The 24,498-nt window shown below is 65.7% G+C and carries 11 protein-coding genes; 1 reads left to right on the top strand and 10 read right to left on the bottom strand.

Going from position 1 to position 24,498, the window contains the following annotated elements:
- Positions 1–686: 686 nt before the first annotated feature.
- The 3 genes from C6A87_RS23520 to C6A87_RS23530 form a co-directional block, all read right to left on the bottom strand.
- Positions 687–9,701: a hypothetical protein gene (locus C6A87_RS23520; protein WP_311114443.1), complete on the bottom strand. Its 9,015-nt coding sequence runs from the start codon at positions 9,699–9,701 to the stop codon at positions 687–689.
- 149 nt (positions 9,702–9,850) lie between these two features.
- Positions 9,851–13,261, bottom strand: coding sequence for a hypothetical protein (locus C6A87_RS23525; RefSeq protein ID WP_311114444.1), 3,411 nt, complete (start codon positions 13,259–13,261; stop codon positions 9,851–9,853).
- Positions 13,262–14,124: 863 nt separating this feature from the next.
- Positions 14,125–15,117, bottom strand: coding sequence for an LLM class F420-dependent oxidoreductase (locus C6A87_RS23530; protein WP_311114445.1), 993 nt, complete (start codon positions 15,115–15,117; stop codon positions 14,125–14,127).
- 67 nt (positions 15,118–15,184) lie between these two features.
- Between C6A87_RS23530 and C6A87_RS23535 the strand changes: the two genes are divergently transcribed.
- Positions 15,185–15,610, top strand: a complete 426-nt coding sequence (locus tag C6A87_RS23535) for a pyridoxamine 5'-phosphate oxidase family protein (RefSeq protein ID WP_311114446.1) — start codon at positions 15,185–15,187, stop codon at positions 15,608–15,610.
- 3 nt (positions 15,611–15,613) lie between these two features.
- Here C6A87_RS23535 and C6A87_RS23540 read toward each other — a convergent pair whose 3' ends face one another.
- From C6A87_RS23540 to C6A87_RS23570, 7 genes are all read right to left on the bottom strand, one after another.
- Positions 15,614–17,104, bottom strand: a complete 1,491-nt coding sequence (locus C6A87_RS23540; protein ID WP_311114447.1) for a fatty acid--CoA ligase family protein — start codon at positions 17,102–17,104, stop codon at positions 15,614–15,616.
- 30 nt (positions 17,105–17,134) lie between these two features.
- On the bottom strand, positions 17,135–18,109 hold the full coding sequence (locus C6A87_RS23545) for a helix-turn-helix domain-containing protein (RefSeq protein WP_311114448.1): 975 nt from the start codon (positions 18,107–18,109) through the stop codon (positions 17,135–17,137).
- Between the two features lie 257 nt (positions 18,110–18,366).
- Positions 18,367–19,470 (bottom strand): serine hydrolase domain-containing protein, encoded by a 1,104-nt coding sequence (locus tag C6A87_RS23550; protein WP_311114449.1) that lies wholly within the window; start codon positions 19,468–19,470, stop codon positions 18,367–18,369.
- Positions 19,471–19,586: 116 nt separating this feature from the next.
- Entirely contained in the window at positions 19,587–21,734 is a 2,148-nt protein-coding gene (locus C6A87_RS23555) for a 3-hydroxyacyl-CoA dehydrogenase NAD-binding domain-containing protein (RefSeq protein WP_311114450.1), read from the bottom strand.
- A gap of 16 nt (positions 21,735–21,750) precedes the next feature.
- Positions 21,751–22,962 (bottom strand): acetyl-CoA C-acetyltransferase, encoded by a 1,212-nt coding sequence (locus C6A87_RS23560; protein WP_311114451.1) that lies wholly within the window; start codon positions 22,960–22,962, stop codon positions 21,751–21,753.
- Positions 22,963–23,157: 195 nt separating this feature from the next.
- On the bottom strand, positions 23,158–23,346 hold the full coding sequence (locus tag C6A87_RS23565; protein WP_311114452.1) for a hypothetical protein: 189 nt from the start codon (positions 23,344–23,346) through the stop codon (positions 23,158–23,160).
- 34 nt (positions 23,347–23,380) lie between these two features.
- Positions 23,381–24,487: an alkene reductase gene (locus C6A87_RS23570; protein WP_311114453.1), complete on the bottom strand. Its 1,107-nt coding sequence runs from the start codon at positions 24,485–24,487 to the stop codon at positions 23,381–23,383.
- Positions 24,488–24,498: the final 11 nt, after the last annotated feature.

The following is a 24,498-nucleotide window of genomic DNA, read 5'->3' on the forward strand; positions in this document are numbered from 1 at the left end:
TCGGCGTTTGGCACCCGGTCCCGCTTGTGCGCGCCCCCGACGTGGGTAACGGCGTCTGCGACGTAAACGCTCCGGTTTGCCATGTGCGTTGAAGTTGCCGCCCCGCCCTGTCCGTTATTGGAAAGATGCCCCGCCATACTCGCCCCCTGCGTATTGGCCTGCGAATTCAGTGAAGGCCAATTGATTAGCTATAACGGCACACTTCGGCCCGTTAGCCCTGCAACGGACCCGACGCTAGCACCAAGATATGTGGCCTGCAACACTGCTAGAGCCCGCTTTTTAGCCAGTGACTCCAACACTGGTTGCGATTGCAATAAACAGCACAGTCAATATTAGCTGCGCACTGACGCAGCGATTCTTGCGACATCAACAGTCGCCCTTCCGGCAGGAGCCGCTGTTACCCCACCGTGACCTGCGCGTTCTGCCGGGACGTTCGTAACTTCAGTCATGCGTCAGCGGATGGTCCGACCATCACTGGGTCCGCAGCCGCCCTGGCAGCTTCCGGTCAAAATTGATGCGACTGGAAGGGAAGATGACGGCGAACGAAATTGCTCCCACTCACGCGACCGGTGGGGGCACGGCAACGGACCCGGCGCTGTGCGGCACCTCGACCGGTATTGCTGGCGGATGTCCCGCGACACCACGAACCCTGGTCAGCTCGCGCTGGGTTCGACGCCGGCGCCTCGCTAGAACTGCACGCTGAGCAGCGACGTACCCGAACCCGTCCGCCCCGTCTCGTCCGTGACCGTCCAGGACAGGTTGCGAACCGCGCCGAAGCCGCTTTGGGACGCCGAGAACTTCACTGCTTCCATGGCGGCTTCGTACTGATTCTTCGTGGCGACGCCTGTCAGTGTCAGTGTGTGTGTGGACGCGTCGAACACCGCGGTGATCGGATTCCCCGAGATCGGTGTGAACATCAGCTTGTCGTTGCTGCTGGCGTTCGTGATCCGCACAGTCGCTCCGGCCATGTAGTCCGAATCCGTGTCGAAGATGCTCGCCGAAGCCAACGCTGTGGTGGCCGAGCCGTTACGCGTGTGCGAGGGCCACCCCGTCGTTGTCAGAGTGGGCGATACAGGGTTCCTGACCCCAGCCGTCGCCACCCCGTTGAGCAACCCACTGCTGCTGACTCCGGTCTCGTCGGATACCGAGATGGAGAAGCCCCGGATGAGCCCGGCTCCCTGGGTGGCCGAGAACGTCACCGCCTTGAGCGCTTCTTCGTACTGAGCCTTGGTCGCCGATCCCGACAGTGTCAATGTTCTGCTCCCGGCATCCCATTCCGCTGTGATCGGGTTGCCTGGCTGGATGTAACCGAGCCTATCCCCCGACTGGCCAAGGGATTCGATCGTCACCCGAGCTGAGGACAGGCGGTCAGAGTCGGCGTCGCTGATCGACGCGGAGGACAGCAATCGAGTCGGTGCCCCGCCGATTGTGTGGGTCGGCGCACCAACCGTCACGACCGACGGCGGCAACGAGTACCGGACGTTGGCCGTCGCCACCCCGGGCAATGCGCTGTCCACATCGGTGTCGTCCGTCACCGTCACCGAGATACCGCGGACCAGTGCAGCTCCCCCGGTTGCGGAGAATGTCACAGCCTCGAGGGCCTGCTCGTACTGTGCCTTCGTCGCGATCCCGGACAGTGTCAATGTGCGACTCGTGGCATTCCACGTCGCGGTGATCGGATTACCCGATATAGCAACAAACCCCAGTACGTCGCCGGACTGACCCAGGGAACTGATTCTGACGGTCGCCCGCGACATGTTGTCCGAGTCGGCGTCAGCGATGCTGACCGACGCCAGCAGCTTCACGGGTGCGGTCCCGATGGTGAAGGTGGGGGCGCCGATCGTCGTCACCGATGGCGGCAACCCCACCACGGTGACGATCGCAGATCCCGGCAGCACGCTTCTCACGTTTGTTTCGTCGATGACGTGGATCTGAATGCCCCGGGACACACCACCCTGATCAGTCGTGAAGGTGACGGACTTGATGGCCTGCTCGTACTGAGCCTTGCTCGCTACACCCGACAACGTCAGAGTGCGCGTGGCCGCATCCCAGTTGGCCGTGATCGGGCTCCCCGACGGCACGACGTACCCGAGCACGTCGCCGGACTTGTACGCCGTCGCGACCACGATCGTCGCGCCAGAGAGGTTGTCCGAGTCCAGATCACTGATATCGACCGACGACACCACCTTCACCGGCGCCCCACCCAACCGGAAGATCGCAGCGCCCAGCGCCGTCACCGAGGGCGGCAACCCCACCACCATCACCGTGGCAGCCCCGGGCACCAGGCTCTCTTTGTTGGTGTCGTCGGTGACGTTGACCGAGATCGACCGTGACAGACCGCCCTCGGTTGCGGTGAAGGTGACCGCCTTGATCGCCGCCTCGTACTCGGCGATCGAGGCCACCCCCGACAGCGTCAACGTCCTCGTGGCCGCATCCCAACTCGCGGTGATCGGACTTCCTTCAACCGCGTTGTAGGCCAGCACGTCACCGGACTTATAGCCGACCGAACCGATGGTCAGCGTCGCCTTCGACAGACTCTCTGAGTCGGCGTCGGTGATCGTCACCGACGAGACCACCTTCACCGAAGTGCCGCCCAGCCGGAAGATCGGAGCACCCAGAACAGCCACCAACGGGGGCAGTCCGATCACGGTGACCACCGCAGCACCCGGGACCAGCGACTCCTTCTCGGTGTCATCAGTTACCGAGATCGAGATCCCCCGTGAGACTCCGCCCTCGGTCGCGGTGAAGGTGACCGCCTTGATCGCCGCCTCATACTCGGCAATCGAGGCCACACCCGAAAGCGTGAGCGTGCGGGTCGCGGCATCCCAGCTCGCCGTGATCGCGCTTCCCTCAACAGTGTTGTACGACAACACGTCGCCGGACCTATAGCCGGCCGCACCGATCGTCAGCGTCGCCTTCGACAGATTCTCCGAATCAACGTCGGTGATGTCCACCGACGACACGACCTTCACCGCAGAGCCGCCCAGCCGGAAGATTGGCAGACCACCCACCACCACCACCGGCGGCAGACCGATAACCGTCACCACCGCAGCGCCCGGCCCCAACGACTCCTTGTCCGTGTCATCAACCACCGACACCGAGACCGAACGTGAGACTCCGCCCTCGGACGCCGAGAACGTCACCGCCTTAATCACCGCCTCATACTCGGCAATCGAGGCCACACCCGACAGCGTCAACGTCCGGGTCGCCGCATCCCACGACGCAGTGATCGCGCTGCCTTCACCCGCGGTGTAGGCGAGCACGTCGCCGGCCTTGTAGCCGGCCGGACCAATCGTCAACGTGGCCTTCGACAACTGATCGGAGTCTCCGTCGGTGATGTTCACCGACGAGACCACCTTCACCGGAGCGCCACCCAGCCGGAAGATCGGCAGACCGCCCACCACCACCATCGGCGGCAGACCGATCACCGTGACCACCGCAGCACCCGGAACCAACGACTCCTTCTCCGTGTCATCGGTGACGCTGACCGAGACCGAACGCGACACTCCACCCTCGGACGCCGAGAAGGTCACCGCCTTAATCGCCGCCTCATACTCGGCAATCGAAGCCACACCCGACAACGTCAACGTCCGGGTCGCCGCATCCCAGCTCGCCGTAATCGCGCTTCCCTCAACAGTGTTGTAGGACAACACGTCACCGGACCTATAGCCGGCCGGACCAATCGTCAGGGTGGCCTTCGACAGGTTCTCCGAATCAACGTCGGTGATACTCACCGACGACACCACCTTCACCGGAGCGCCACCCAGCCGGAAGATCGGCAGACCACCCACCACCACCACCGGCGGCAGACCGATCACCGTCACCACCGCAGCACCCGGAACCAACGACTCCTTCTCCGTGTCATCGGTGACGCTGACCGAGACCGAACGCGACACTCCACCCTCGGACGCCGAGAAGGTCACCGCCTTAATCGCCGCCTCATACTCGGCAATCGAAGCCACACCCGACAACGTCAACGTCCGGGTCGCCGCATCCCAGCTCGCCGTAATCGCGCTTCCCTCAACAGTGTTGTAGGACAACACGTCACCGGACCTATAGCCGGCCGGACCAATCGTCAGGGTGGCCTTCGACAGGTTCTCCGAATCAACGTCGGTGATACTCACCGACGACACCACCTTCACCGGAGCGCCACCCAGCCGGAAGATCGGCAGACCACCCACCACCACCACCGGCGGCAGACCGATCACCGTCACCACCGCAGCACCCGGAACCAACGACTCCTTCTCCGTGTCATCGGTGACGCTGACCGAGACCGAACGCGACACTCCACCCTCGGACGCCGAGAAGGTCACCGCCTTAATCGCCGCCTCATACTCGGCAATCGAAGCCACACCCGACAACGTCAACGTCCGGGTCGCCGCATCCCAGCTCGCCGTAATCGCGCTTCCCTCAACAGTGTTGTAGGACAACACGTCACCGGACCTATAGCCGGCCGGACCAATCGTCAGGGTGGCCTTCGACAGGTTCTCCGAATCAACGTCGGTGATACTCACCGACGACACCACCTTCACCGGAGCGCCACCCAGCCGGAAGATCGGCAGACCACCCACCACCACCACCGGCGGCAGACCGATCACCGTCACCACCGCAGCACCCGGAACCAACGACTCCTTCTCCGTGTCATCGGTGACGCTGACCGAGACCGAACGCGACACTCCACCCTCGGACGCCGAGAAGGTCACCGCCTTAATCGCCGCCTCATACTCGGCAATCGAGGCCACACCCGAAAGCGTCAACGTCCGGGTCGCCGCATCCCAGCTCGCCGTGATCGCGCTGCCTTCACCCGCGGTGTAGGCGAGCACGTCGCCGGCCTTGTAGCCGGCCGGACCAATGGTCAGCGTGGCCTTCGACAACTGATCGGAATCAAGGTCGGTGATGTTCACCGACGAGACCACCTTCACCGGAGCGCCACCGAGCCGGAAGATCGGCAGACCACTCACCACCACCATCGGGGGCAACCCAATGACGGTCACCACCGCAGCACCGGGAACCAGCGACTCCTTGTCCGTGTCATCGGTAACCGACACCGAGATCGAACGAGAGACTCCGCCCTCGGACGCCGAGAAGGTGACCGCCTTGATCGCCGCCTCATACTCCACAATCGAGGCCACACCCGAAAGCGTCAACGTCCGCGTCGCCGCATCCCACGACGCAGTGATCGAACCGCCCTCGGCTGCGACATAACTGAGCACATCCCCCGCCCTATAGCCGGCCGAACCGATCGTCAACGTGGCCTTCGACAACTGATCGGAGTCTCCGTCGGTGATACTCACCGAGGAGACGACCTTCACCGGGGCGCCACCGAGTCGGAAGATCGGCAGACCACCCACCACCACCACCGGCGGCAGACCGATCACCGTCACCACCGCAGCACCCGGAACCAGAGACTCCTTCTCCGTGTCATCAACCACCGACACCGAGACCGAGCGTGAGACTCCACCCTCGGACGCCGAGAACGTGACCGCCTTAATCGCAGCCTCATACTCAGCAATCGAGGCCACACCCGACAACGTCAACGTCCCCGTCGCGGCATCCCACGACGCGGTAATCGGGCTTCCCTCAACAGTGGTGTAGGACAGCACGTCACCGGACCTAAAGCCGGCCGGACCGATCCTCAGCGTGGCCTTCGACAACTGATCGGAATCAACGTCGGTGATCGTCACCGACGACACCACCTTCACCGGAGCGCCACCCAGCCGGAAGATCGGCAGACCACCCACCACCACCACCGGCGGCAGACCGATCACCGTGACCACCGCAGCACCCGGAACCAACGACTCCTTCTCGGTGTCATCAACCACCGACACCAAGATCGAACGCGAGACTCCACCCTCAGACGCAGTGAACGTGACCGCCTTGATCGCCGCCTCATACTCGGCAATCGAGGCCACACCCGACAACGTCAACGTCCGCGTCGCCGCATCCCACGACGCAGTGATCGAACCACCTTCGGCTGCAACATAACTAAGCACATCACCGGACTTATAGCCCAGCGAGCCGATCGTCAGGGTCGCTCTCGACAGGTTGTCCGAATCAACATCGGTGATACTCACCGAGGAGACGACCTTCACCGGGGCGCCACCGAGTCGGAAGATCGGTAGACCGCCCAGTGTCACTATCGGCGGCAAGCCGATCACGGTCACCACCGCAGCACCCGGGACCAGCGACTCTTTCTCGGTGTCATCAGTCACCGAAACCGAGATCGAGCGCGAGAGTCCACCCTCGGACGCTGAGAAGGTGACCGCTTTGATCGCCGCCTCGTACTCGGCAATCGAGGCCACACCCGACAACGTGAGCGTGCGGGTCGCGGCATCCCAACTGGCCGTGATCGGACTATCTGCCGTCGCGTTGTAGGCCAGCATGTCACCGGACTTGTAGCCGGCCGGACCAATCGTCAACGTGGCCTTGGACAGGTTCTCCGAATCAACGTCGGTGATACTCACCGACGACACCACCTTCACCGGGCTACCGCCCAACCGGAAGATCGGCAGACCACCCACCACCACCACCGGCGGCAAGCCAATGACGGTCACCACCGCAGCACCCGGAACCAGAGACTCCTTCTCCGTGTCATCAACCACCGACACCAAGATCGAGCGTGAAACTCCACCCTCGGACGCGGTGAACGTGACCGCCTTGATCGCCGCCTCATACTCGGCAATCGAGGCCACACCCGACAACGTCAACGTCCGCGTCGCCGCATCCCAACTCGCAGTAATCGGGCTTCCCTCAACAGTGTTGTACGACAACACGTCGCCGGACCTATAGCCGGCCGCACCGATCGTCAGCGTCGCCTTCGACAGATTCTCCGAATCAACGTCGGTGATGCTGACCGACGACACGACCTTCACCGGGCTACCGCCCAACCGGAAGATCGGCAGACCACCCACCACCACCACCGGCGGCAGACCGATCACCGTCACCACCGCAGCCCCAGGAACCAGAGACTCCTTGTCCGTATCATCGGTGACGCTGACCGAAATCGCCCGAGACACTCCACCCTCGGATGCCGAGAACGTCACCGCCTTGATCGCCGCCTCATACTCGGCAATCGAGGCCACACCCGACAACGTCAACGTCCGCGTCGTCGCATCCCAACTCGCAGTAATCGGGCTTCCCTCAACACTGTTGTAGGACAACACGTCGCCGGACCTATAGTCCAGGGAACCAATAGTCAGGGTCGCTCTCGACAGATTCTCCGAATCAACGTCGGTGATGCTGACCGACGACACGACCTTCACCGGGCTACCGCCCAACCGGAAGATCGGCAGACCACCCACCACCACCACCGGCGGCAGACCGATCACCGTCACCACCGCAGCCCCAGGAACCAGAGACTCCTTCTCCGTATCATCGGTGACGCTGACCGAAATCGCCCGAGACACTCCACCCTCGGATGCCGAGAACGTCACCGCCTTGATCGCCGCCTCATACTCGGCAATCGAGGCCACACCCGACAACGTCAACGTCCGCGTCGCCGCATCCCAGCTCGCAGTAATCGGGCTTCCCTCAACAGTGTTGTAGGACAACACGTCACTGGACCTATAGCCGACCGGACCAATGGTCAGGGTGGCCTTCGACAGATTCTCCGAATCAACGTCAGTGATGCTGACCGACGGCACGACCTTCACCGGGCTACCGCCCAACCGGAAGATCGGCAGACCACCCACCACCACCACCGGCGGCAGACCGATCACCGTCACCACCGCAGCACCCGGAACCAGGCTCTGGGTGTCGGTGTCATCAACCACCGACACCGAGATCCCCCGCGGCAACCCCCCACCTTCAGTCGTGGAGAACGTCACCGCCTTGATCGCCGCCTCATACTCGGCAATCGAGGCCACACCAGACAACGTCAACGTCCCCGTCGCCGCATCCCACGACGCGGTGATCGGACTGCCGTCAGCGGCAACATAACTCAACACGTCGCCGGACTTGTACGCGGTGGCGATCACGACCGTGGCGCCGGAGAGGTTCTCCGAATCCCCATCGGTGATGCTCACCGAGGACGCAACTTTCACCGGCGCGCCGCCCAGTCGGAAGATCGGCAGACCACCCACCACCACCAACGGCGGCAAACCGACCACCGTCACCAGCGCAGCACCCGGAACCAAACTCTGCACGCCACTGTCATCGGTGACGGATATCGCCACCCCGCGAGGCAAACCACCCTTGGTCGCGGAGAACGTGACCGCCAAGAGTGCTTGTTCGTACTGCTGGGCCGTCGCTAGCCCCTCCAACGTCAGGGTCTTCGTCACCGCATCCCACGACGCGGTGATCGGGCTTCCGTCCGGGGCGACATAGTTCAGCAGGTCGCCGGTCTGTCCCGACGTGGCGATTTTGATCGTGGCCTTGGAGATCCGGTCGGAGTCGGCATCGGCGATGACGGCTGAGGAGAGCAGTCTCACCGGTGAGTCCCCGAGCTTGAACACCGGCAGTCCCCCGGTGACCACCGTCGGCGGCAGCTGAACGATGGGGTTGATGGTGACCGGAACGGTCACGGTCACGTTGTCCTTCTGGGCAAGACCGAAAAGCCTTGCCACACCGTGCAAGAACTTCTGGAAGGACCCCAACGGGCCGGTGAGGTGTTCGGAGTCATCACGGATCACCACCTGGAACGTGTCCTGACGCGGTGTGCCGGTGACGATGGACGTCGGCGTGTAGATGAACTTGCCTGTGATCAGGTCCCGCACCACGAGCCCGTACTTCGGCTGGATTATCTCGTAGGTCAGCGGATCGCCGTTGGGATCGGTGGCGTTCAGATCGATGAAGAGCTGCCCGGGAAAGAGCTCTTCGATCGTGATCGGTCCGTAGATGGGAGTCTTGTTCGAGAACGTATGGGTGATCTGTCGCCGGACCCATGCCAGCAACGCATCGAACCAGGGCGCTTGCGCGGGCGCATTCGGATTGGCGAACGGCGACACCACAGTCGACACCAACGCAGAGACGATGTTGACCTTCTCGGCGCTCTGCTCCGGCGCAGCGGAAGCCTGTGCGACGGGTTCGACCACAGGCGCGACGACGTCGACAATCGCGACATCCCGCGACGGTTCTGACTCGTCGGATTGCGGTGACTCGATCACGTCGTCGTCGACGGCGGGTGGCTCGTCGTCGGGAGCGGTCGCCTCCTCGACGTCCCGGGCCGGGACCGAGTCGCCGGCTGAAGGCTGTTCCACCGGCGCATCGTCGACGTCGCCGTCTTCCGGTGCCTCCTCGTCCGTGCCCTCCGGCGGCCTTGTTGCGGAGTCGCCGGGTTCCAGATCCGTTCCGTCAGAGGGCTCTTCTTCGCCGTCCGGATCGATGGCGGTTTCTTCGTCCTCCGGGAGGTCCTCTCCGGCGTCGGAATCGGCGTCGTCTGCCGAGTCCTCGTCCGCATCGTCCTGCGGCGCGGGCGCCTGTAGCGGACCGTCGTCGGATTTTGGACCGGTCACCGATGTGTCCGGATCGCTGTCTGCATATGCCACACCGGCATTGGCCACCGCCAGCCCTACGCCCAACGACACAGCCAGCGCGCCGACGCGTCCGATGTGCAGAGCGTATCGGGACGGCGCTCTCCGCGCGTGCTTGCCTGACCTGCCGGCAGTGGCAGAGCCCAGGAGTTCCTTGGCCTCCCAGAAGCCGCAGCCGACAGACGACTCGTCATTACGCTGGGCGCGGTGGCGGGCCGGGTTTGCACACATACGCAGTCCTTCATCGTGCATCGAGTTCGATCCCTTTGCAGGGACACGGTTCCGGAGGCCTCGAGGGCCCTGTGCGCACCGAGAGTGCGCAAGGTGGGCAGGACCCGGCGGCCCATGGGCCGCCGGGCGTGAGCCGGGAATCTAGATGATCACCACACCGACAGAGTCAGCAATCCTGCCGCACTCTGGACACCGGCGTCGTCGGTCACCCTGATCGCCAAAGTCCTTGTGGTCCAACCACCGCTGGTCGCGGTGAACGTGATCGCTTTCAGTGCCGCTTCGTACTGCGACTTGGTGGCGGTGCCCGACAGGGTCAACTTCCTGCTGCCCGCGTCATAGGTGGCGGTGATCGGCACGCCCGCCAGTCCGCTGAACTGCAGGACGTCTCCGGATCTGCCGAACAGGGTCACCTCCACGGTGGCGCGTGTCAGGTAGTCCGAGTCTGCGTCGATGATGTCCACCGCGGCGACAGGTTGCACCGGTTGCTTGCCGATGGTGTACGACCGGCCGCCGAACGGGGTGACCAGGGGCGGTAGCGGGTTCCTGGCGCCGGCGAGAACGATGCCGGATGTCAGTGTCTGTACGCCGGTGTCGTCGCTGACGTCGACGGTGATGGTGCGGAGGATGCCCACCCCCTGGGTGGCCGAGAACGTCACCGCCTTGATCGCTTCCTCATACTGGGCCTTGGTCGCGACACCGGTGAGGGTCAGGGTCCGGGTACCGGAATCCCACACTGCGGTGACCGGATTGCCGGCCGGTGCGACGTAACCGAGAGCGTCCCCGTTCTGACCGAGGAGCGCGATCCTCAGTACCGCTTTGGAGAGATATGCCGAGTCGCCGTCAGCGATGTCCACGGCGGAGACGAGCTTCACCGGTGCCGAGCCAACAGTGTAGGTCGGCGACCCGACCGGTGTGACCAGCGGCGGCAGCGACCATCGCACCCCGGCCAGCACCACGCCAGAGGTCAGGCTCTGCACCCCGGTGTCATCGGTGACATCGATGGTGATGGTCCGCACGATTCCGGCGCCTTGGGTGGCCGAGAACGTCACGGCTTTGAGCGCTTCCTCGTACTGCGCCTTGGTCGCGACACCCGAGAGCGTCAGCGTCCGTGCGGCCGCATTCCACGACCCGGTGACCGGACTGCCGGTGGGTGCAACATAGCTCAGCAGGTCGCCGGACTGCCCCAGCAGCGCGATCCTGAGCACCGCTTCGGACAGGTACTGCGAGTCGCCGTCGGCGATGTCCACTGCGGCCACGACCTTGACCGGGGTCGAGCCGAGCGTATGGGTGGGCGCTCCCACCGGGGTCACCAACGGCGGCAATTGTGTTGCCATCCAGACGCCGACGGTCACGAATCCGGGCGTGATGTTCTCGACCCCGTCGGCGTCGGTGGCCGAGATCGTCACACCACGCACCAGCAGCGCGCCCTGGGTCGCCGAGAACGTGACCGCCTTGAGCGCTTCCTCGTACTGCGCTTTGGTGGCCACCCCGTTCAGGGTCAGCGTCCTGGTTTCGGCATCCCAGGACCCGGTGATCGGATTACCCGATGGCGCAACATAATCGAGCACGTCGCCGGACTGCGCCAGGGTGGCGATCTGGAGCACCAGCTTCGACAACGAAGACGAGTCCCCATCGGCGATGTCCACCGCCGAAACCAGCTTGACCGGAGCTCCGCCGAGCGTATAGCCCAGTCCGGGGAGAGGGGTCACCAATGGCGGCAACTGAATTGCGGGCAGGACCGCGACGGTCACGAATCCCGGCGTGAAGTTCTCCACGCCGTCGGCGTCGGTGGCCGAGATCGTCACACCACGCACCAGCAGCGCGCCCTGGGTCGCCGAGAACGTGACCGCCTTGAGCGCTTCCTCGTACTGGGCCTTGGTGGCCACCCCGTACAGGGTCAGCGTCTTGGTCTCGGCATCCCAGGAACCGGTGATCGGATTATCCGAGGGCGCAACATAACCGAGTACGTCGCCGGACTGCGCCAGCGTGGCGATCTGGAGCACCAGCTTCGACAACGAAGACGAGTCGCCGTCGGCGATGTCCACCGCTGATACCAGCTTGACCGGATCGTCTCCGATCGTGTGGCCGAGGCCAGGCAGCGCAGTCACCAACGGCGGCAACTTGATCTCCGGCCACACACCGACCGTCACGAAGCCGGGCGCAAGGTTGTCCACACCGTGTTCGTCGGTCGCCGAGAGCGTCACACCGCGCACCAGCAGCGCGCCCTGGGTCGCCGAGAACGTGATCGCCTCGATCGCCTGCTTGTACTGTGCCTTCGTCGCCACCCCGCTGAGGGTCAAGGTCTTCGTCTGCGCGTCCCACGCCGCGGTGATCGGATTGCCGTCGATGGCCGCGTACTCGAGCAGGTCGCCATCCTGGGCCAGAGTCGCGATCTTGATGATCACCTCGGCGAGATGATCCGAGTCCCCGTCGGCGACAAGGACCGACGAGACCAGCTTCACCGCGTCGCCGCCGAGCGTGTAGCCCAGACCTGGCACCGGTGTGAGCAGCGGCGGCAGCTGGATCACCGGGTCGACGTACACCGGCACGGTGACGGTGACATTGTCCGCCTGGGCGAGGCCGAACATCCGGGCGACATTGTGCAGCAGACTCTGGATGCTTCCCAGGGCGCCGGTCAGGTGGTCGGAATCATCGCGGATCACCACCTGGAAGGTGTCCACGAGCGGATCACCGGTGACGAGTTGGTAAGGCGTGTAGATGAACTGACCGGTGAGGACGTCCCGGAACACCCAGCCGTGCTCGGGCTGAATGATGTCGTAGGTCAGCGGGTCACCGTTCGGATCGGTGGCGTGCAAGTCGATGAGCAGTTGACCGGTGAAGATCTGCTCGGTCGTGATCGGTCCGTAGATCGGTGTCTTGTTGAAAAAAGTGTGGTTGATCTGGCGGCGGACCCACGCCAACAGCGCGTCCAGCCACGGAGCGCGGGCGGGGGTGTCCGTATCGGCAAACGGCGCGACCACGTTGGAGACGACCGCGGTGAACAGGCCTACCGAATCGAGGCTCTCCTGCTCAGCAGCCGACTCCGGCGCCACCGCTCCGACGCCTGTCAGCGGCACCACCTCGGTCACCGCTCCTGCGGACTCCTCCGCATCCGACGGCTCGTCGGCATCGGCGCCCGGGACCGTCTCGGCGAGATCATCTGTGGGCTCGGCCTCCCGGGGAGGTGCAGACGATGGCGCCGGTGACGTCGACGCCGGAGTGTCGTCGGACTCGGCCGGATCACCCGCGTGATCGGCACCGGGCTCCTCGCCCGGCGGCTCACTCTCTGACTCGGGGTCGAGATCGGTAGTCTCGTCGTCCCCGGCACCTTCCCCGTCCTCGTCGTCGGCGTCCTCGTCGATCTCGGCGTCGGCATCGTCCTCGATGTCATCGTCACCTGCGTCGGCGGCGTCCTTTTCGCCATCCTGCGCGGACTCGTCGGCGCCTGGAACGGAGGGGCCCGGGGCCGCGGAGTCGTTGCCCGGGCTCGACACCGATGACTCGGTGTTGCTGTCCGCGTAGGCCACGCCGGACGAGGAGTTCGCGACAGCCAGACCCACGCCGAGCGAGACGGCGAGGGCGCCGACCCTGCCGATGTGGCTTGAGTAGGTCGTGGTCTTGCGTGCATGCCTGGCGGACCGTCCCCGCCCCGCGTCGCTCAGGTCCTCGGTGACCCAGAAGTTCGACTCGGAACCCGAGGCGCCCCTTCGTGCGGCGCGGTGACGGGCTGGGGCTGCACACATATACACGACCTCCGTTGCTGAAACTGCATCCCGCTGGATGTTCAGTTGCCCCCGCGGAGTAGAGCTCGGGTGACCGAGGTGATGCCGCCGCCGCACGCGAGCCTGTACATCCCCAGGCTCACCCACAACTCCCCGGCCGGTCCGTGCCCACTGCGCTTGGTTTGCTGGACGTGCACCGTGGCGTCCAGTGCACGCCCAGCTACGGGTGAGCTTAAGACAATAACGTGACCTGGATAACGAAATTTGCAATGTTTTTTGCAGTTGCAACTATCCGGCTATCGGCACGCACGCAGTTGTCCGGGCAAATATCAAGGTCAACACAGCCGGCGCGGCGCCGGCCGCAAATTTGCCGCAGCGAAAATTGTGATCGAAACGAGTCCTGGTACTGTGCTGGAAGTGCGACTATCCGGCATTTTTCGCCACCCGCCGGGCAAGAGCGACGGAATCATTCGCGCGGTCCGCCCGCAGCCGATGGTGCGTCGCCAAATCCTCACCTAGTGGCATACGACGTTGCTCAAAATGCGCAGCTCGGCCGCACCGCAGCGGGCTTCGATCATCAAGCCGCCACGTTGCGTCCATCGGGACGGCACAATCGGCCTGCTGCGGACATGACTGTTGCCGCGTTCATTTACCGAAGGCGTCAGTATTTGCCCAGGTGACGGCCCAGCCGAGCCCGCCGATCACCCGAGCGCCGGAATGATCTCCCGCTCGAACATCTCGATCCCGGAACGGTCGTAGGCGGCCTCGGGGAAGTAACAGATCACGTACTCGCACCCCAGGTCGCGGAGGCGCTGAAGTGTCTCGACCAGCTGTTCGGGCGTTCCGCTTCCGGCCTGTGGGCTGCTCATCGAGCTCAGCATGGCGTCGGCGGCCGCCTCCCCGGTCAACCCACTGATGCGGGATCGCACCTGCGCCAGCCGGTCCTTGACGTCGCCCTCGGTGGCCCCGACGACGACGTTGATGTTCGCCGAACGGACGATGCCGTCGAAATCCGTTCCGACGTCACGGCAATGACCGGCGAGAACCTCCGACTTGTGCGCGAAACCCTCAGGGTCGGAGGTGAAGTTCGTGTACTGGGCGTACTGCGCGGCGATGCGGAGGGTGACCTTCTCGCCGCCGCCGGCGATCCACATCGGGATGCCGTCACGCTGCAGCGGCCGGGGCTCCACGATGGCCCCGTCCGTCTGATAGTGCTTCCCGTCGAATGAGACGATGCCGTCGCGCCAGGCGGCCTGCATGATCTGGACGCCTTCGTCGAGCCGTGCCAGCCGCACCCCGGCGGATGGAAAGCCGTATCCGTATGCCCGCCATTCGTGCTCGTACCAGCCGCCGCCGATGCCCATCTGGATGCGCCCGCCGGAGATGATGTCGGCGGTGGCCGCCACCTTGGCGAGGTAGGCCGGATTGCGATAACTCATCGCCGTGCACATCTGTCCGAGCTTGATCCGGGATGTGGTGGCCGCGTAGGCCGACATCAACGTCCACGCCTCGTGGGTGGCCTCGGCAGTGGGCACCGGCACCGTGTGAAAGTGGTCGTACACCCACAGCGAGTCCCACACGTTGCCTTCGTCCGCATACGTCGCCAGATCACGCATCACAAGCCACTGGTCCCGCGGTTCGATTCCGACCAGGTCGAGTCGCCAGCCTTGGGGGATGAAGAGTCCGAAGCGCATGAATCCGACTCTATGCTCTTGGCCGAGGTCACCTCGAGAGTCAACGCCGATCAGTAGCTTGAGAGTTATGGCCCTTTCCAAAGACGAGCGCGAGAGCTTCCTCGCCGAACCCCATATCGCAGCCCTTTCCGTGTCCGCGGGTGACGGACGCGGCCCGTTGACAGTTCCGATCTGGTATCAGTACACCCCCGGCGGTGACCTGTGGTTCACCACCGGTGCCGGATCACGCAAGCACCTGCTTATCCAATCCAGCGGCTACGTCTCGCTGATGGTGGACCGCGCCGAGCCCACCGTGCGCTACGTCGCCGTCGACGGTCCGGTGCTGCGCATCGAGCCCGGCACCGACGAACAACTCGTCGAGATGACCAAGCGCTACCTCGCTCCCGAGAAGGTGGACGGCTATCTCGAATTCGCGCGACGCGAGCACGGCGAGAGCGTGGCCGTGTTCGTCGAGCCGAAGCACTGGCTGTCGGCCGACTTGGGTGCGGTGTAAGCCTCAGTCTGCGGCGTGGCCGGCATACAGTGCCGCCACGGCGGGCAGGCTCACCTTCAGAGCCGGAGTGCGTGGCAACTCGTCGACCGTCGCGACCGCAACGGGCACGTTGTAGACGGGAAGTGTCTGGCGCACCAGGTCTTTGAGATCTTCCTCGCTGGGTGCGGCCGCACCCGCGGCGACCTCGACGGCCGCGAACGGCACCTGCCCGAGGCGCGCGTCGGGAACCCCGACCACGCACGCGTCGCGCACCGCGGGATGCGCGACGAGGACCCGCCTGACGGTTTCCGGCAGCACCTTGAACCCGCCGCGGTTGATGGCGCCGTCGGCCCGGCCGTGCAGGTAGACGAAGCCGTCCTCGTCGATGCTGGCGATGTCGGTGGTCCTGATCCAGTCCGGGCCGATCGGGCCGACCCTGGCCTCCAGCAGGCCGGGGATGCCCACGGCCACCTCGGTGCCGCTGTCGGGATCGACGACACGCAACTCGGTGTCGGGCAGCGCCCGCCCGACACTGTCACGCTTGGACTCCTGGTACGCCTGCACCATGTCCGGGGTCCACGCACACAACGAGCCCCCGAATTCTGTTGCCCCGTAGGCCAATCGGATCGGTATCTGGTACTTCTGCTCGAACTCGTCACGGGTCTCGGGGTCCAACGGCCCGGACGCACTGATGAGGAACTCGAGCGAGGCGAGGTCCGCCTTGGGCACGTCGGCGTCGAGGAGCATGCGGATAACGGCCGGCTGCACCCCGCAGCGCGCCACCCGGTGCCGGCGCACGGCGTCGACCCACCCGTCGACGGTGAACCGCTCCAGCATCGCGATGCGGCGCCCGTTGTAGAGCCCCGCGATCAGCTGGCACACCCCGATGCCGCCGAACTGCCAGTAGGCGAACTCCGGGGGCGCACCCACAGACGCCTTCTCGCCGGAGGTGACGCTGAAGACCGTGCGCTCCAGCACATTGAATCTGATCGCCTGCCGTTTGGGTGGCCCGGTGGTGCCACTGGTCAGGATCTCCAGCGCCACGCCGGGCTCGGCGGTGGCGTGCGGTCGCGCACCGTCAGACCGTTCGAGACCGGGCATGATGGTCACGGTCGGCTCGGTCAGCGAGATCGCCACTCCCGCGGAGCCGGCCCGGGAGGCCGCGGCCACTACCGGCTCCGTCCAGTCCTGCGGGTCGGCCACCACCGCGGACAGGTTCAGCCTCTCGACATCCCCGGCGATCGTGTCCGGAGACTGAAATGAATAGATCATCACCACGGCGCGCCCGGCGGCGAGGAACCCGCCGATCGTCGCCGCGTGCGGTAGCCGGTTACGGACGATGAGGCCGACGGGAGCGTCCTCGGCGACCCCGGCGCCGGCCAGAAGCGCCGCGATCTGCGTGCCGTAGGCCACCACTTCTCGACCCGAGTACCAGCGTCGGTCGAACTCGATGCACGGCCGGTCACCGTAGCTGTGCAGTGCTGCCGCGAAGCTTCCGGTAAACCCTTCGGTCACGTTGCCATTGTGGGGCACCCGAGCGCAGAGTCAAGACACCTCACGGCCGGTGAAGGCTGCGCGATAGTCACTCGGGGTGGTGTGCATCTGCCGGACGAAGTGATGCCGGAAGGTCGCGGGCGACTCGAATCCGACCCGAGCGGCGATCTGCTCGATCGACAACGCCGACGCTTCCAGCAGCGCCAGACTGGCCTGGATCCGCTGCGCGATCAGCCATTTGATCGGTGTGGTTCCGGTGGCCTTGGCGAACTGCCTCAGGTAGCTCCGCCGCGACATCGCCGACTGCTCGGCCATCTCGTCGAGGGTGATCGGCCTGTCGAGATTGGCCACGGCCCAGCTCATTCCGGCCGCAATGCGGCCGTCGTCGGTCGGCTCGGGTACTGGAGACTCGATGTACTGCGCCTGCCCGCCCGAACGGTGCGGCGACACGACCAACCGCCGTGCGACGTCGTTGGCCACCCGGCCGCCGTGATCGGAGCGCACGATGTGCAGGCAGAGATCCAGCCCGGCCGCGCAGCCCGCGCTGGTCAGCACCCGCCCGTTGTCGACGTAGAGCGGCGCTGCGTCGATCTCGATGGCCGGGTAGCGCCGTGCGAGCAGGTCCGCGTAGATCCAGTGCGTGGTGGCCCGACGCCCGTCGAGCACGCCGGCAGCGGCGAGCGCGAACGCCCCAGAACAGATCGACACCAACCGGGCGTTGCGCGCGTCGGCGGCCTTGATCGCGTCGATGAGTTGCGGGGACACCGGTTCGGTGACGTCGCGGACGCTCGGGATCACCACGGTGTCCGCGGCGGCCAGATCGTCCAGCCCGTAGGAGGTGCGCACGACCGCGCCGCCGAGGAGACCGATCTCCTCGCGTTCCGCGCATAGCTTGACCGAGTACCAGGGCCGTACCAGCCCGGCGGAGAACCGCTCGGACAATTCGGTCATGCCGAAGATCTCGGCGGCCAGGCCCGATTCGAATCCCGACATGCCGTCGTAGGCGAGGACCGCGACAGTGTGCATGTCACTATCTTAACGAACGGCGGCACCAGGGCCACTGTTGTCGGCGGAGTTCTGCAGGCAGCATCGACGGTATGTTCCGCAAACGACCCTCACCCTGGACACGGACTCGATCGATTCTCTTGCGCCACAGAGTGTTACGACCGGTCGTGAAGTTCGCCTCCGGGGTGCACGACGGTAATGGGCTGGCGCACGGGGTGCAGCCGTCGCCGGAGTCGCAGGCACGCCCCAGATTGAGGGGCACGCGCTGATCTGCGGGCTCACGCCCGGGCGAATGCCGCCCAGAAGTCGTCGAACCCTTCCTGGGCGTCGGCGAGCATGCGCTGGGACAGGAAGATCGCCACCCCGCCGTCCGGCTGCACGTGCGCCGTGGTTCCGGTGCCGCCTATCCACCCCCACCGGCCGGGCGCCAGCCAGGGCTGCGTCGACTCGACGGCGACGGCAGTGCCCAGACCCCAGGAGTGCCCGTCGCCGAGGATGTCCTGTCCTTGTCGGCGTTGGTCGTCGGAGAGATGGTCGGCCGTCATCAGCCGCACCGACTCCGGGCGCAGCACAGGATCACCGCCGTCGGCCAGCGCCGAGAAGAACCGCAGCAGATCCGGGCCCGTGGACACCAACCCGCAACTGAGATCCTCGAATGCCGGGGGCTGCGCGAAGATCCCGTCGGGACGGTCGAACACCTCCAGCCCGCCGTCGGGCGTCGGCACGTACTGGGTCGCCAGCCGGGCCGGCGACCGAGCCCAGAAGCCGGTGTCCGCCATGCCCAGTGGGCCGGTGATGTGTTCGGTGAGCAGCTCCCCCAGCGACTGGTCCGTCACCCGGTCGAGCAGCACGCTGAGCACTTTGATCGGCATGTCGTAGAGCCACCCGGTACCCGGCTGGAATGCCAGCGGAAGCTCGGCGAGACGACGCACGTATTCGTCGCCGGACATCGGCGGCGGCACCGGGCCCGGACCCAGTCGGCGGTCGTCGACAGCCGATTGCAGGGGCGAGGCCTCCAGCAGCAGTCCCCACCCGGCCGTCGACGTCAGCAGGTCCGCGATGGTGATCGGCCGGTCGGCGGGAACCGTGTCGTCCAGTGTGCCGCCGGGCCGCCGCAACACCGCGGGCGTGGCGAACTCCGGCAGCCAGCGGCAAATCTCGTCGTCCAGGCTCAGCACCCCGCCGTCGACGAGCGCCAACGTCAGCGCCGCCGCGAGCGGCTTCGACAGCGACGCGATGCGGAAGGGAGTGTCGGGAGCCATGGGTGCGGCGTTCGGGTCGAAGGACACGTGGCCCGACGCGTGTACTTCGGAGGTGCCGCGACATCGCACGGCGGCCACATATCCCGGGATGCGGCCGTCGTCCACCCGCCGGTCCAGCACTGCCCATATCGAATCCGCATGCACAGGGGTTCTGACCGGGAATCCTGCCGGAACTCATCGCGGCCCGCAAACGAAAGTGCCCCCGGCCGGTGGCCGGGGGCACTTCGCACATCGCGTTAGCTGGTCAGCGACGCGGGCGGGTTGAACCGCTCGCCGTAACGCTCGGCGAGCTGCTTGGCACGGGCGACGAACGCCTCCTTGCCGACGCCCAGCTCACCCTGGTAGCCAACGATGAACTGCGCGCTGCCACCGGTGTACGGCGGGAAGCCGATACCCATGATCGAGCCGATGTTCGCGTCGGCGGTCGAGGTGAGCACGCCCTCGTCGAGGCACTTCTGGGTCTCCAGCGCCTCGGCGAACAGCATCCGATCGATCATGTCCTGCAACGGAATGTCGGTCTTACCCGAGCCGAAGGTGTCGGCGAGGCCGGGCCACAGGCCGACGCGCTTGCCGTCGACGTACTCGTAGAAGCCCGCGCCCTTGAGCCGCGACGGACGACCGATCTCGATCATCTTGTTGACGACCTCTTCGGCCGGGTGCGCCACGTGGGTGCCGCCGGCCGCCTCGGTCGCCTTGCGGGTCTCGGTGGCGATCTTCTGCATCAGCTCCAGGTTGAGCTCGTCGGAGAGCTGCAGCGGAGCCGCCGGGTAGCCGGCCTGCGAACCTGCCTGCTCGATGCTGGCCGCGGGCACGCCCTCGCCGAGCATCGCCAGCGCCTCGTTGACGAAGGTGCCGATGACGCGGGAGGTGAAGAAGCCGCGGCTGTCGTTGACCACGATCGGGGTCTTGCCGATGGCCAGGGTGTAGTCGAACACCCGGGCCAGCGCCTCGTCAGAGGTCTTCTCGCCCTTGATGATCTCCACCAGCGGCATCTTGTCGACGGGGCTGAAGAAGTGGATGCCGATGAAGTCCTCCTGGCGCTTCACGCCGGTCGCCAGACCCGTGATCGGCAGCGTGGAGGTGTTGGAGCCCAGCAGCGCGTTCGGCTCGACGATGTCCTCGATCTCCTGGAACACCTTGTGCTTGAGTTCCTGGTTCTCGAAGACGGCCTCGATCACGAAATCGACGCCCTTGAGATCGGCGGCATCGGCGGCCGGGGTGATCCGGGCCAGCAGCGCGTCGGACTTCTCCTTGGTGGTGCGACCGCGCTCGAGCGCCTTGGCCTCGATCTTCTCCGAGTACGCCTTGCCCTTCTGGGCCGCCTCGATCGTGACGTCCTTGAGCACGACGTCGTAGCCGGCCTTGGCCGACACGTAGGCGATACCGGCGCCCATCATGCCCGCACCCAGCACACCGATCTTCTTGATCTCCTGCTTGGCGATGCCGTCGGGCCGCGATGCGCCGCCGTTGATGGCCTGCAGGTCCAGGAAGAACGCCTGGATCATGTTCTTCGCGGTCTGGCCGGTGACCAGGCCGACGAAGTAGCGGCTCTCGATGCGGGTGGCGGTGTCGAAGTCGACCTGGGCGCCTTCGACCGCGGCGTCGAGGATGGCCCGCGGGGCCGGCATCGGCGCGCCCTTGAGCTGCTTCTTCAGCAGCGCCGGGAAGGACGGCAGGATCGACGCCAGGCCGGGGCTGCTCGGCGTGCCGCCGGGCATCTTGTAACCCTTCTGATCCCACGGCTGGGTGTGTGCATCCGGATTGGCCTTGATCCAAGCCTTGGCGGCGGGCACCAATTCCTCGACGCTGCCGACCAATTCGTCGACCAGACCAATCTCCTTGGCCTTGCCCGGCTTGAACCGCGTGCCCTGGCTCAGGATCTCCATGAAGGCCTTCTGGATGCCGAACATGCGCACGGTGCGGGCCACGCCGCCACCGCCGGGCAGCAGGCCCAGGGTGACTTCGGGCAGGCCGATGACGACGCCCCTGGTGTCGGCGGCGATGCGGTGGTGACACGCCAGCGCGATCTCCAAGCCGCCGCCGAGCGCGGCGCCGTTGATGGCCGCGACGACCGGCACACCGAGGGTCTCCAGCTTGCGCAGGTCGGCCTTGATGAACTCCACCTCGGCGAAGGACTCCGCGGCGTTGTCCGGGCCGACGTTCATCATGCCCTTGAGGTCACCGCCGGCGAAGAAGGTCTTCTTCGCGCTGGCGATCACCACACCGGTGATCGAATCCTTCTCGGCCACAAGGCGTTCCACCGCATTGTGCATGGATTCCTTGTAGTGCTCGTTCATCACGTTGGCCGACCCGGTCGGGTCGTCCAGCGTCAGCGTGACGATGCCGTCGGCATCTTTGTCCCACTTGATCGTGTTCTCAGCCATTGGTTTTCAGACCTCTCTAGACGCGCTCGATGATGGTGGCCACGCCCATGCCGCCGCCGACACACAGCGTGATCAGCGCACGGCGAGCGCCGCGGCGCTCGAGCTCGTCGACCATGGTTCCGGTGATCATGGCGCCGGTGGCGCCCAGCGGGTGACCCATCGCGATGGCACCACCGTTGACGTTGAGCTTCTCGTCCGGGATGCCCAGATCCTTCTGGAACTTCAGCACCACCGACGCGAACGCCTCGTTCAGCTCGAACAGGTCGATGTCATCGACCGTCAGACCCGCGCGGTCGAGCACCTTCTTGGTGGCCGGGGTCGGGCCGGTCAGCATGATGACCGGATCGGCGCCGCTGGTGGCGGTCGCGACGATGCGCGCCCGCGGCGTCAAGCCCTGCGACTTGCCCGCAGCCTCGCTGCCGATCAGCACCAGCGCGGCGCCGTCGACGATGCCCGAGCTGTTGCCACCGGTGTGGACGTGGTTGATCTTCTCGACGTAGTGGTACTTCTGCAGCGCCACATCGTCGAAGCCGCCCATCGCGCCGACACCTTCGAACGCGGACTTCAGCTTGCCCAGGCTCTCGACCGTGGTGCCGGGGCGGATGTGCTCGTCGTGGTCGAGGACGACCAGGCCGTTCTGATCCTTGACCGGCACGACCGACTTGGCGAAGTAGCCGCCCGACCACGCTGCGGCCGCGCGCTCCTGCGAGCGCGCCGCGTAGGCGTCGACGTCTTCGCGGGAGAAGCCCTCGATGGTGGCGATCAGGTCGGCGCCGATGCCCTGCGGCACGAAGCCGATGCGGTAGTTCGTTTCCGGGTCGGCTGCCCAGGCGCCGCCGTCCGAGCCCATCGGCACGCGGCTCATGGACTCCACGCCGCCGGCGAGCACGAGGTCGTCCCAGCCGGAGCGCACCTTCTGCGCGGCCATGTTCACGGCCTCCAGGCCGGAGGCGCAGAACCGGTTCAGCTGGACACCGCCGGTGGTCTCGGGCAGGTTCGCGACCAGGCCCGCGGTGCGGGCGATGTCGCCACCCTGGTCGCCGACCGGCGAGACGACGCCGAGGATCAGGTCGCTGATCAGGTTCTCGTCCAGGTCGGGGAAACGGGTGCGAATCTCGTCGATCAGGCCGACGACAAGGTTGACGGGCTTGATCTCATTCAGGGCGCCGCCGCGCTGCTTGCCGCGCGGGGTGCGGATGGCCTCATAGATGAAGGCTTCTTCGGACATGTGTTCTCCAGGTCCTGTTCAGGGGTTTCGCGGATTTGGTACCCGCGGGGAGGCTGCTCCTCTGTGCGCGATGCTAGCAGCCTCGCCCAACCGCTTGGTTGGGCGGCCTGGAGCGCGTCTCCTGCGCGAGCAGACACAAACTCGCACGATTCAGGTGCGAATCGTGCGAGTTTGTGTCTGCTCGTGCAGGGACTGTTAGTTCGAGGTGCCCTCGGTGTCGTCGAAGAACGACCACTCGCCGTCGTGCTCGACCTCCATGCGCCACCCGAGCTCGGAGTTGTCGGCCTTCTGATCGACGAACCAGGCGTGCGCGTCGTCGGCGCTCTCGATGTCCTTGGTGTCGACGACGTCGCCTTGGGGATTCAGAACACGGTAGGTAGCCATGCAGGAGGTGTTTCCACTCCCGACCGGTTCACACCTACGCCGACCTTGGCGTCAGCAATTCGTCGAGCGTCGGGTAGTCGATGTAGCCGGCCGGGCCGGGTGCGTAGAAGGTCGCCACGTCCGGCGCGTTCAGTCCGGCGCCGACCCGCAGGCGCTGCACCAGGTCCGGGTTGGCGAGAAAGGCCCGCCCCACCGCCGCGGCGCTGATCACGCCCCACTCGGCAAGGTTCTCCAGCAGCGCGAAATCGGTGTCGACCTCCCGCGGCGTGTTGAGAACCAGCCGGCCCTCCCACTGCGTGCGCACCGCCGCGAAGGCCGGCTGCGACGGCTCGATCAGGATGTGCAGGTATGCGATGTCCAACGGGGCGATCCGGCACAGCAGCGCCTCGTAGGTGCTGATCTGGTCGATCTCCCGCACGTCACCGGCGCCGTTGCCGGGCGAGATGCGCAGCCCGACGCGGTCCGGACCGATCTCGGCGGCGACGGCCTCGACCACCTCGGCGGCGAACCGGGCCCGGTTCTGCGGGGACCCGCCATAGGCATCATCACGTTGGTTGACGACATCGGACAGGAACTCGTGGAGCAGATATCCATTGGCCGAATGGATTTCGACGCCGTCCATGCCGGCGTCGACGGCGCGCCGGGCGGCGGCGCGGAATTGACCGACGATCTCGCCGATCTCGCGCACGGACAGGGCACGCGGCGTCGGCAAGGGCTTCTTGCCGGTCGGCGTGTGCGCCAACAGGTCCGCGGCGACCGCGGACGGCCCCACGTTCTCGAAGCCGCTGATCTCCGGGTGCGCCATCCGGCCGACGTGCCACAACTGGACGAACATCGTCCCACCGGCGCGATGCACCGCCGACGCGATGTCGGACCACCTGTCCTGCTGGCGGTCGGTGTAGAGGCCGGGCGTGTTCAGGTATGCGCCGTTGGCCTGCTCGCACACCGCGGTGGCCTCGCTGATGATCAACCCCGCCGCGGCACGCTGGGAGTAGTACTCCGCCGCCAGTGCCGACGGGGTGCCGTCGGCATCGGCACGCGAACGGGTCAACGGCGCCATGAAAATCCGGTTGCGCAGTGTGGCGTTCCCCAGAGTGACCGGGGCCAGCAGGGCAGAGTTCTCACTGAGCGTGAAGGCCATGACTCACTCAA

This window comes from Mycobacterium sp. ITM-2016-00317 (assembly GCF_002968295.1).
In the GTDB taxonomy this organism is placed as follows: domain Bacteria; phylum Actinomycetota; class Actinomycetes; order Mycobacteriales; family Mycobacteriaceae; genus Mycobacterium.

Coding starts and splice junctions, on each gene's coding strand:
- C6A87_RS23535 (WP_311114446.1), top strand. CDS start 15,185: ATGGCCCTTTCCAAAGACGAGCGCGAGAGCTTCCTCGCCGAACCCCAT.
- C6A87_RS23530 (WP_311114445.1), bottom strand. CDS start 15,117: ATGCGCTTCGGACTCTTCATCCCCCAAGGCTGGCGACTCGACCTGGTC.
- C6A87_RS23565 (WP_311114452.1), bottom strand. CDS start 23,346: ATGGCTACCTACCGTGTTCTGAATCCCCAAGGCGACGTCGTCGACACC.
- C6A87_RS23545 (WP_311114448.1), bottom strand. CDS start 18,109: ATGCACACTGTCGCGGTCCTCGCCTACGACGGCATGTCGGGATTCGAA.
- C6A87_RS23555 (WP_311114450.1), bottom strand. CDS start 21,734: ATGGCTGAGAACACGATCAAGTGGGACAAAGATGCCGACGGCATCGTC.
- C6A87_RS23520 (WP_311114443.1), bottom strand. CDS start 9,701: ATGTGTGCAAACCCGGCCCGCCACCGCGCCCAGCGTAATGACGAGTCG.
- C6A87_RS23560 (WP_311114451.1), bottom strand. CDS start 22,962: ATGTCCGAAGAAGCCTTCATCTATGAGGCCATCCGCACCCCGCGCGGC.
- C6A87_RS23570 (WP_311114453.1), bottom strand. CDS start 24,487: ATGGCCTTCACGCTCAGTGAGAACTCTGCCCTGCTGGCCCCGGTCACT.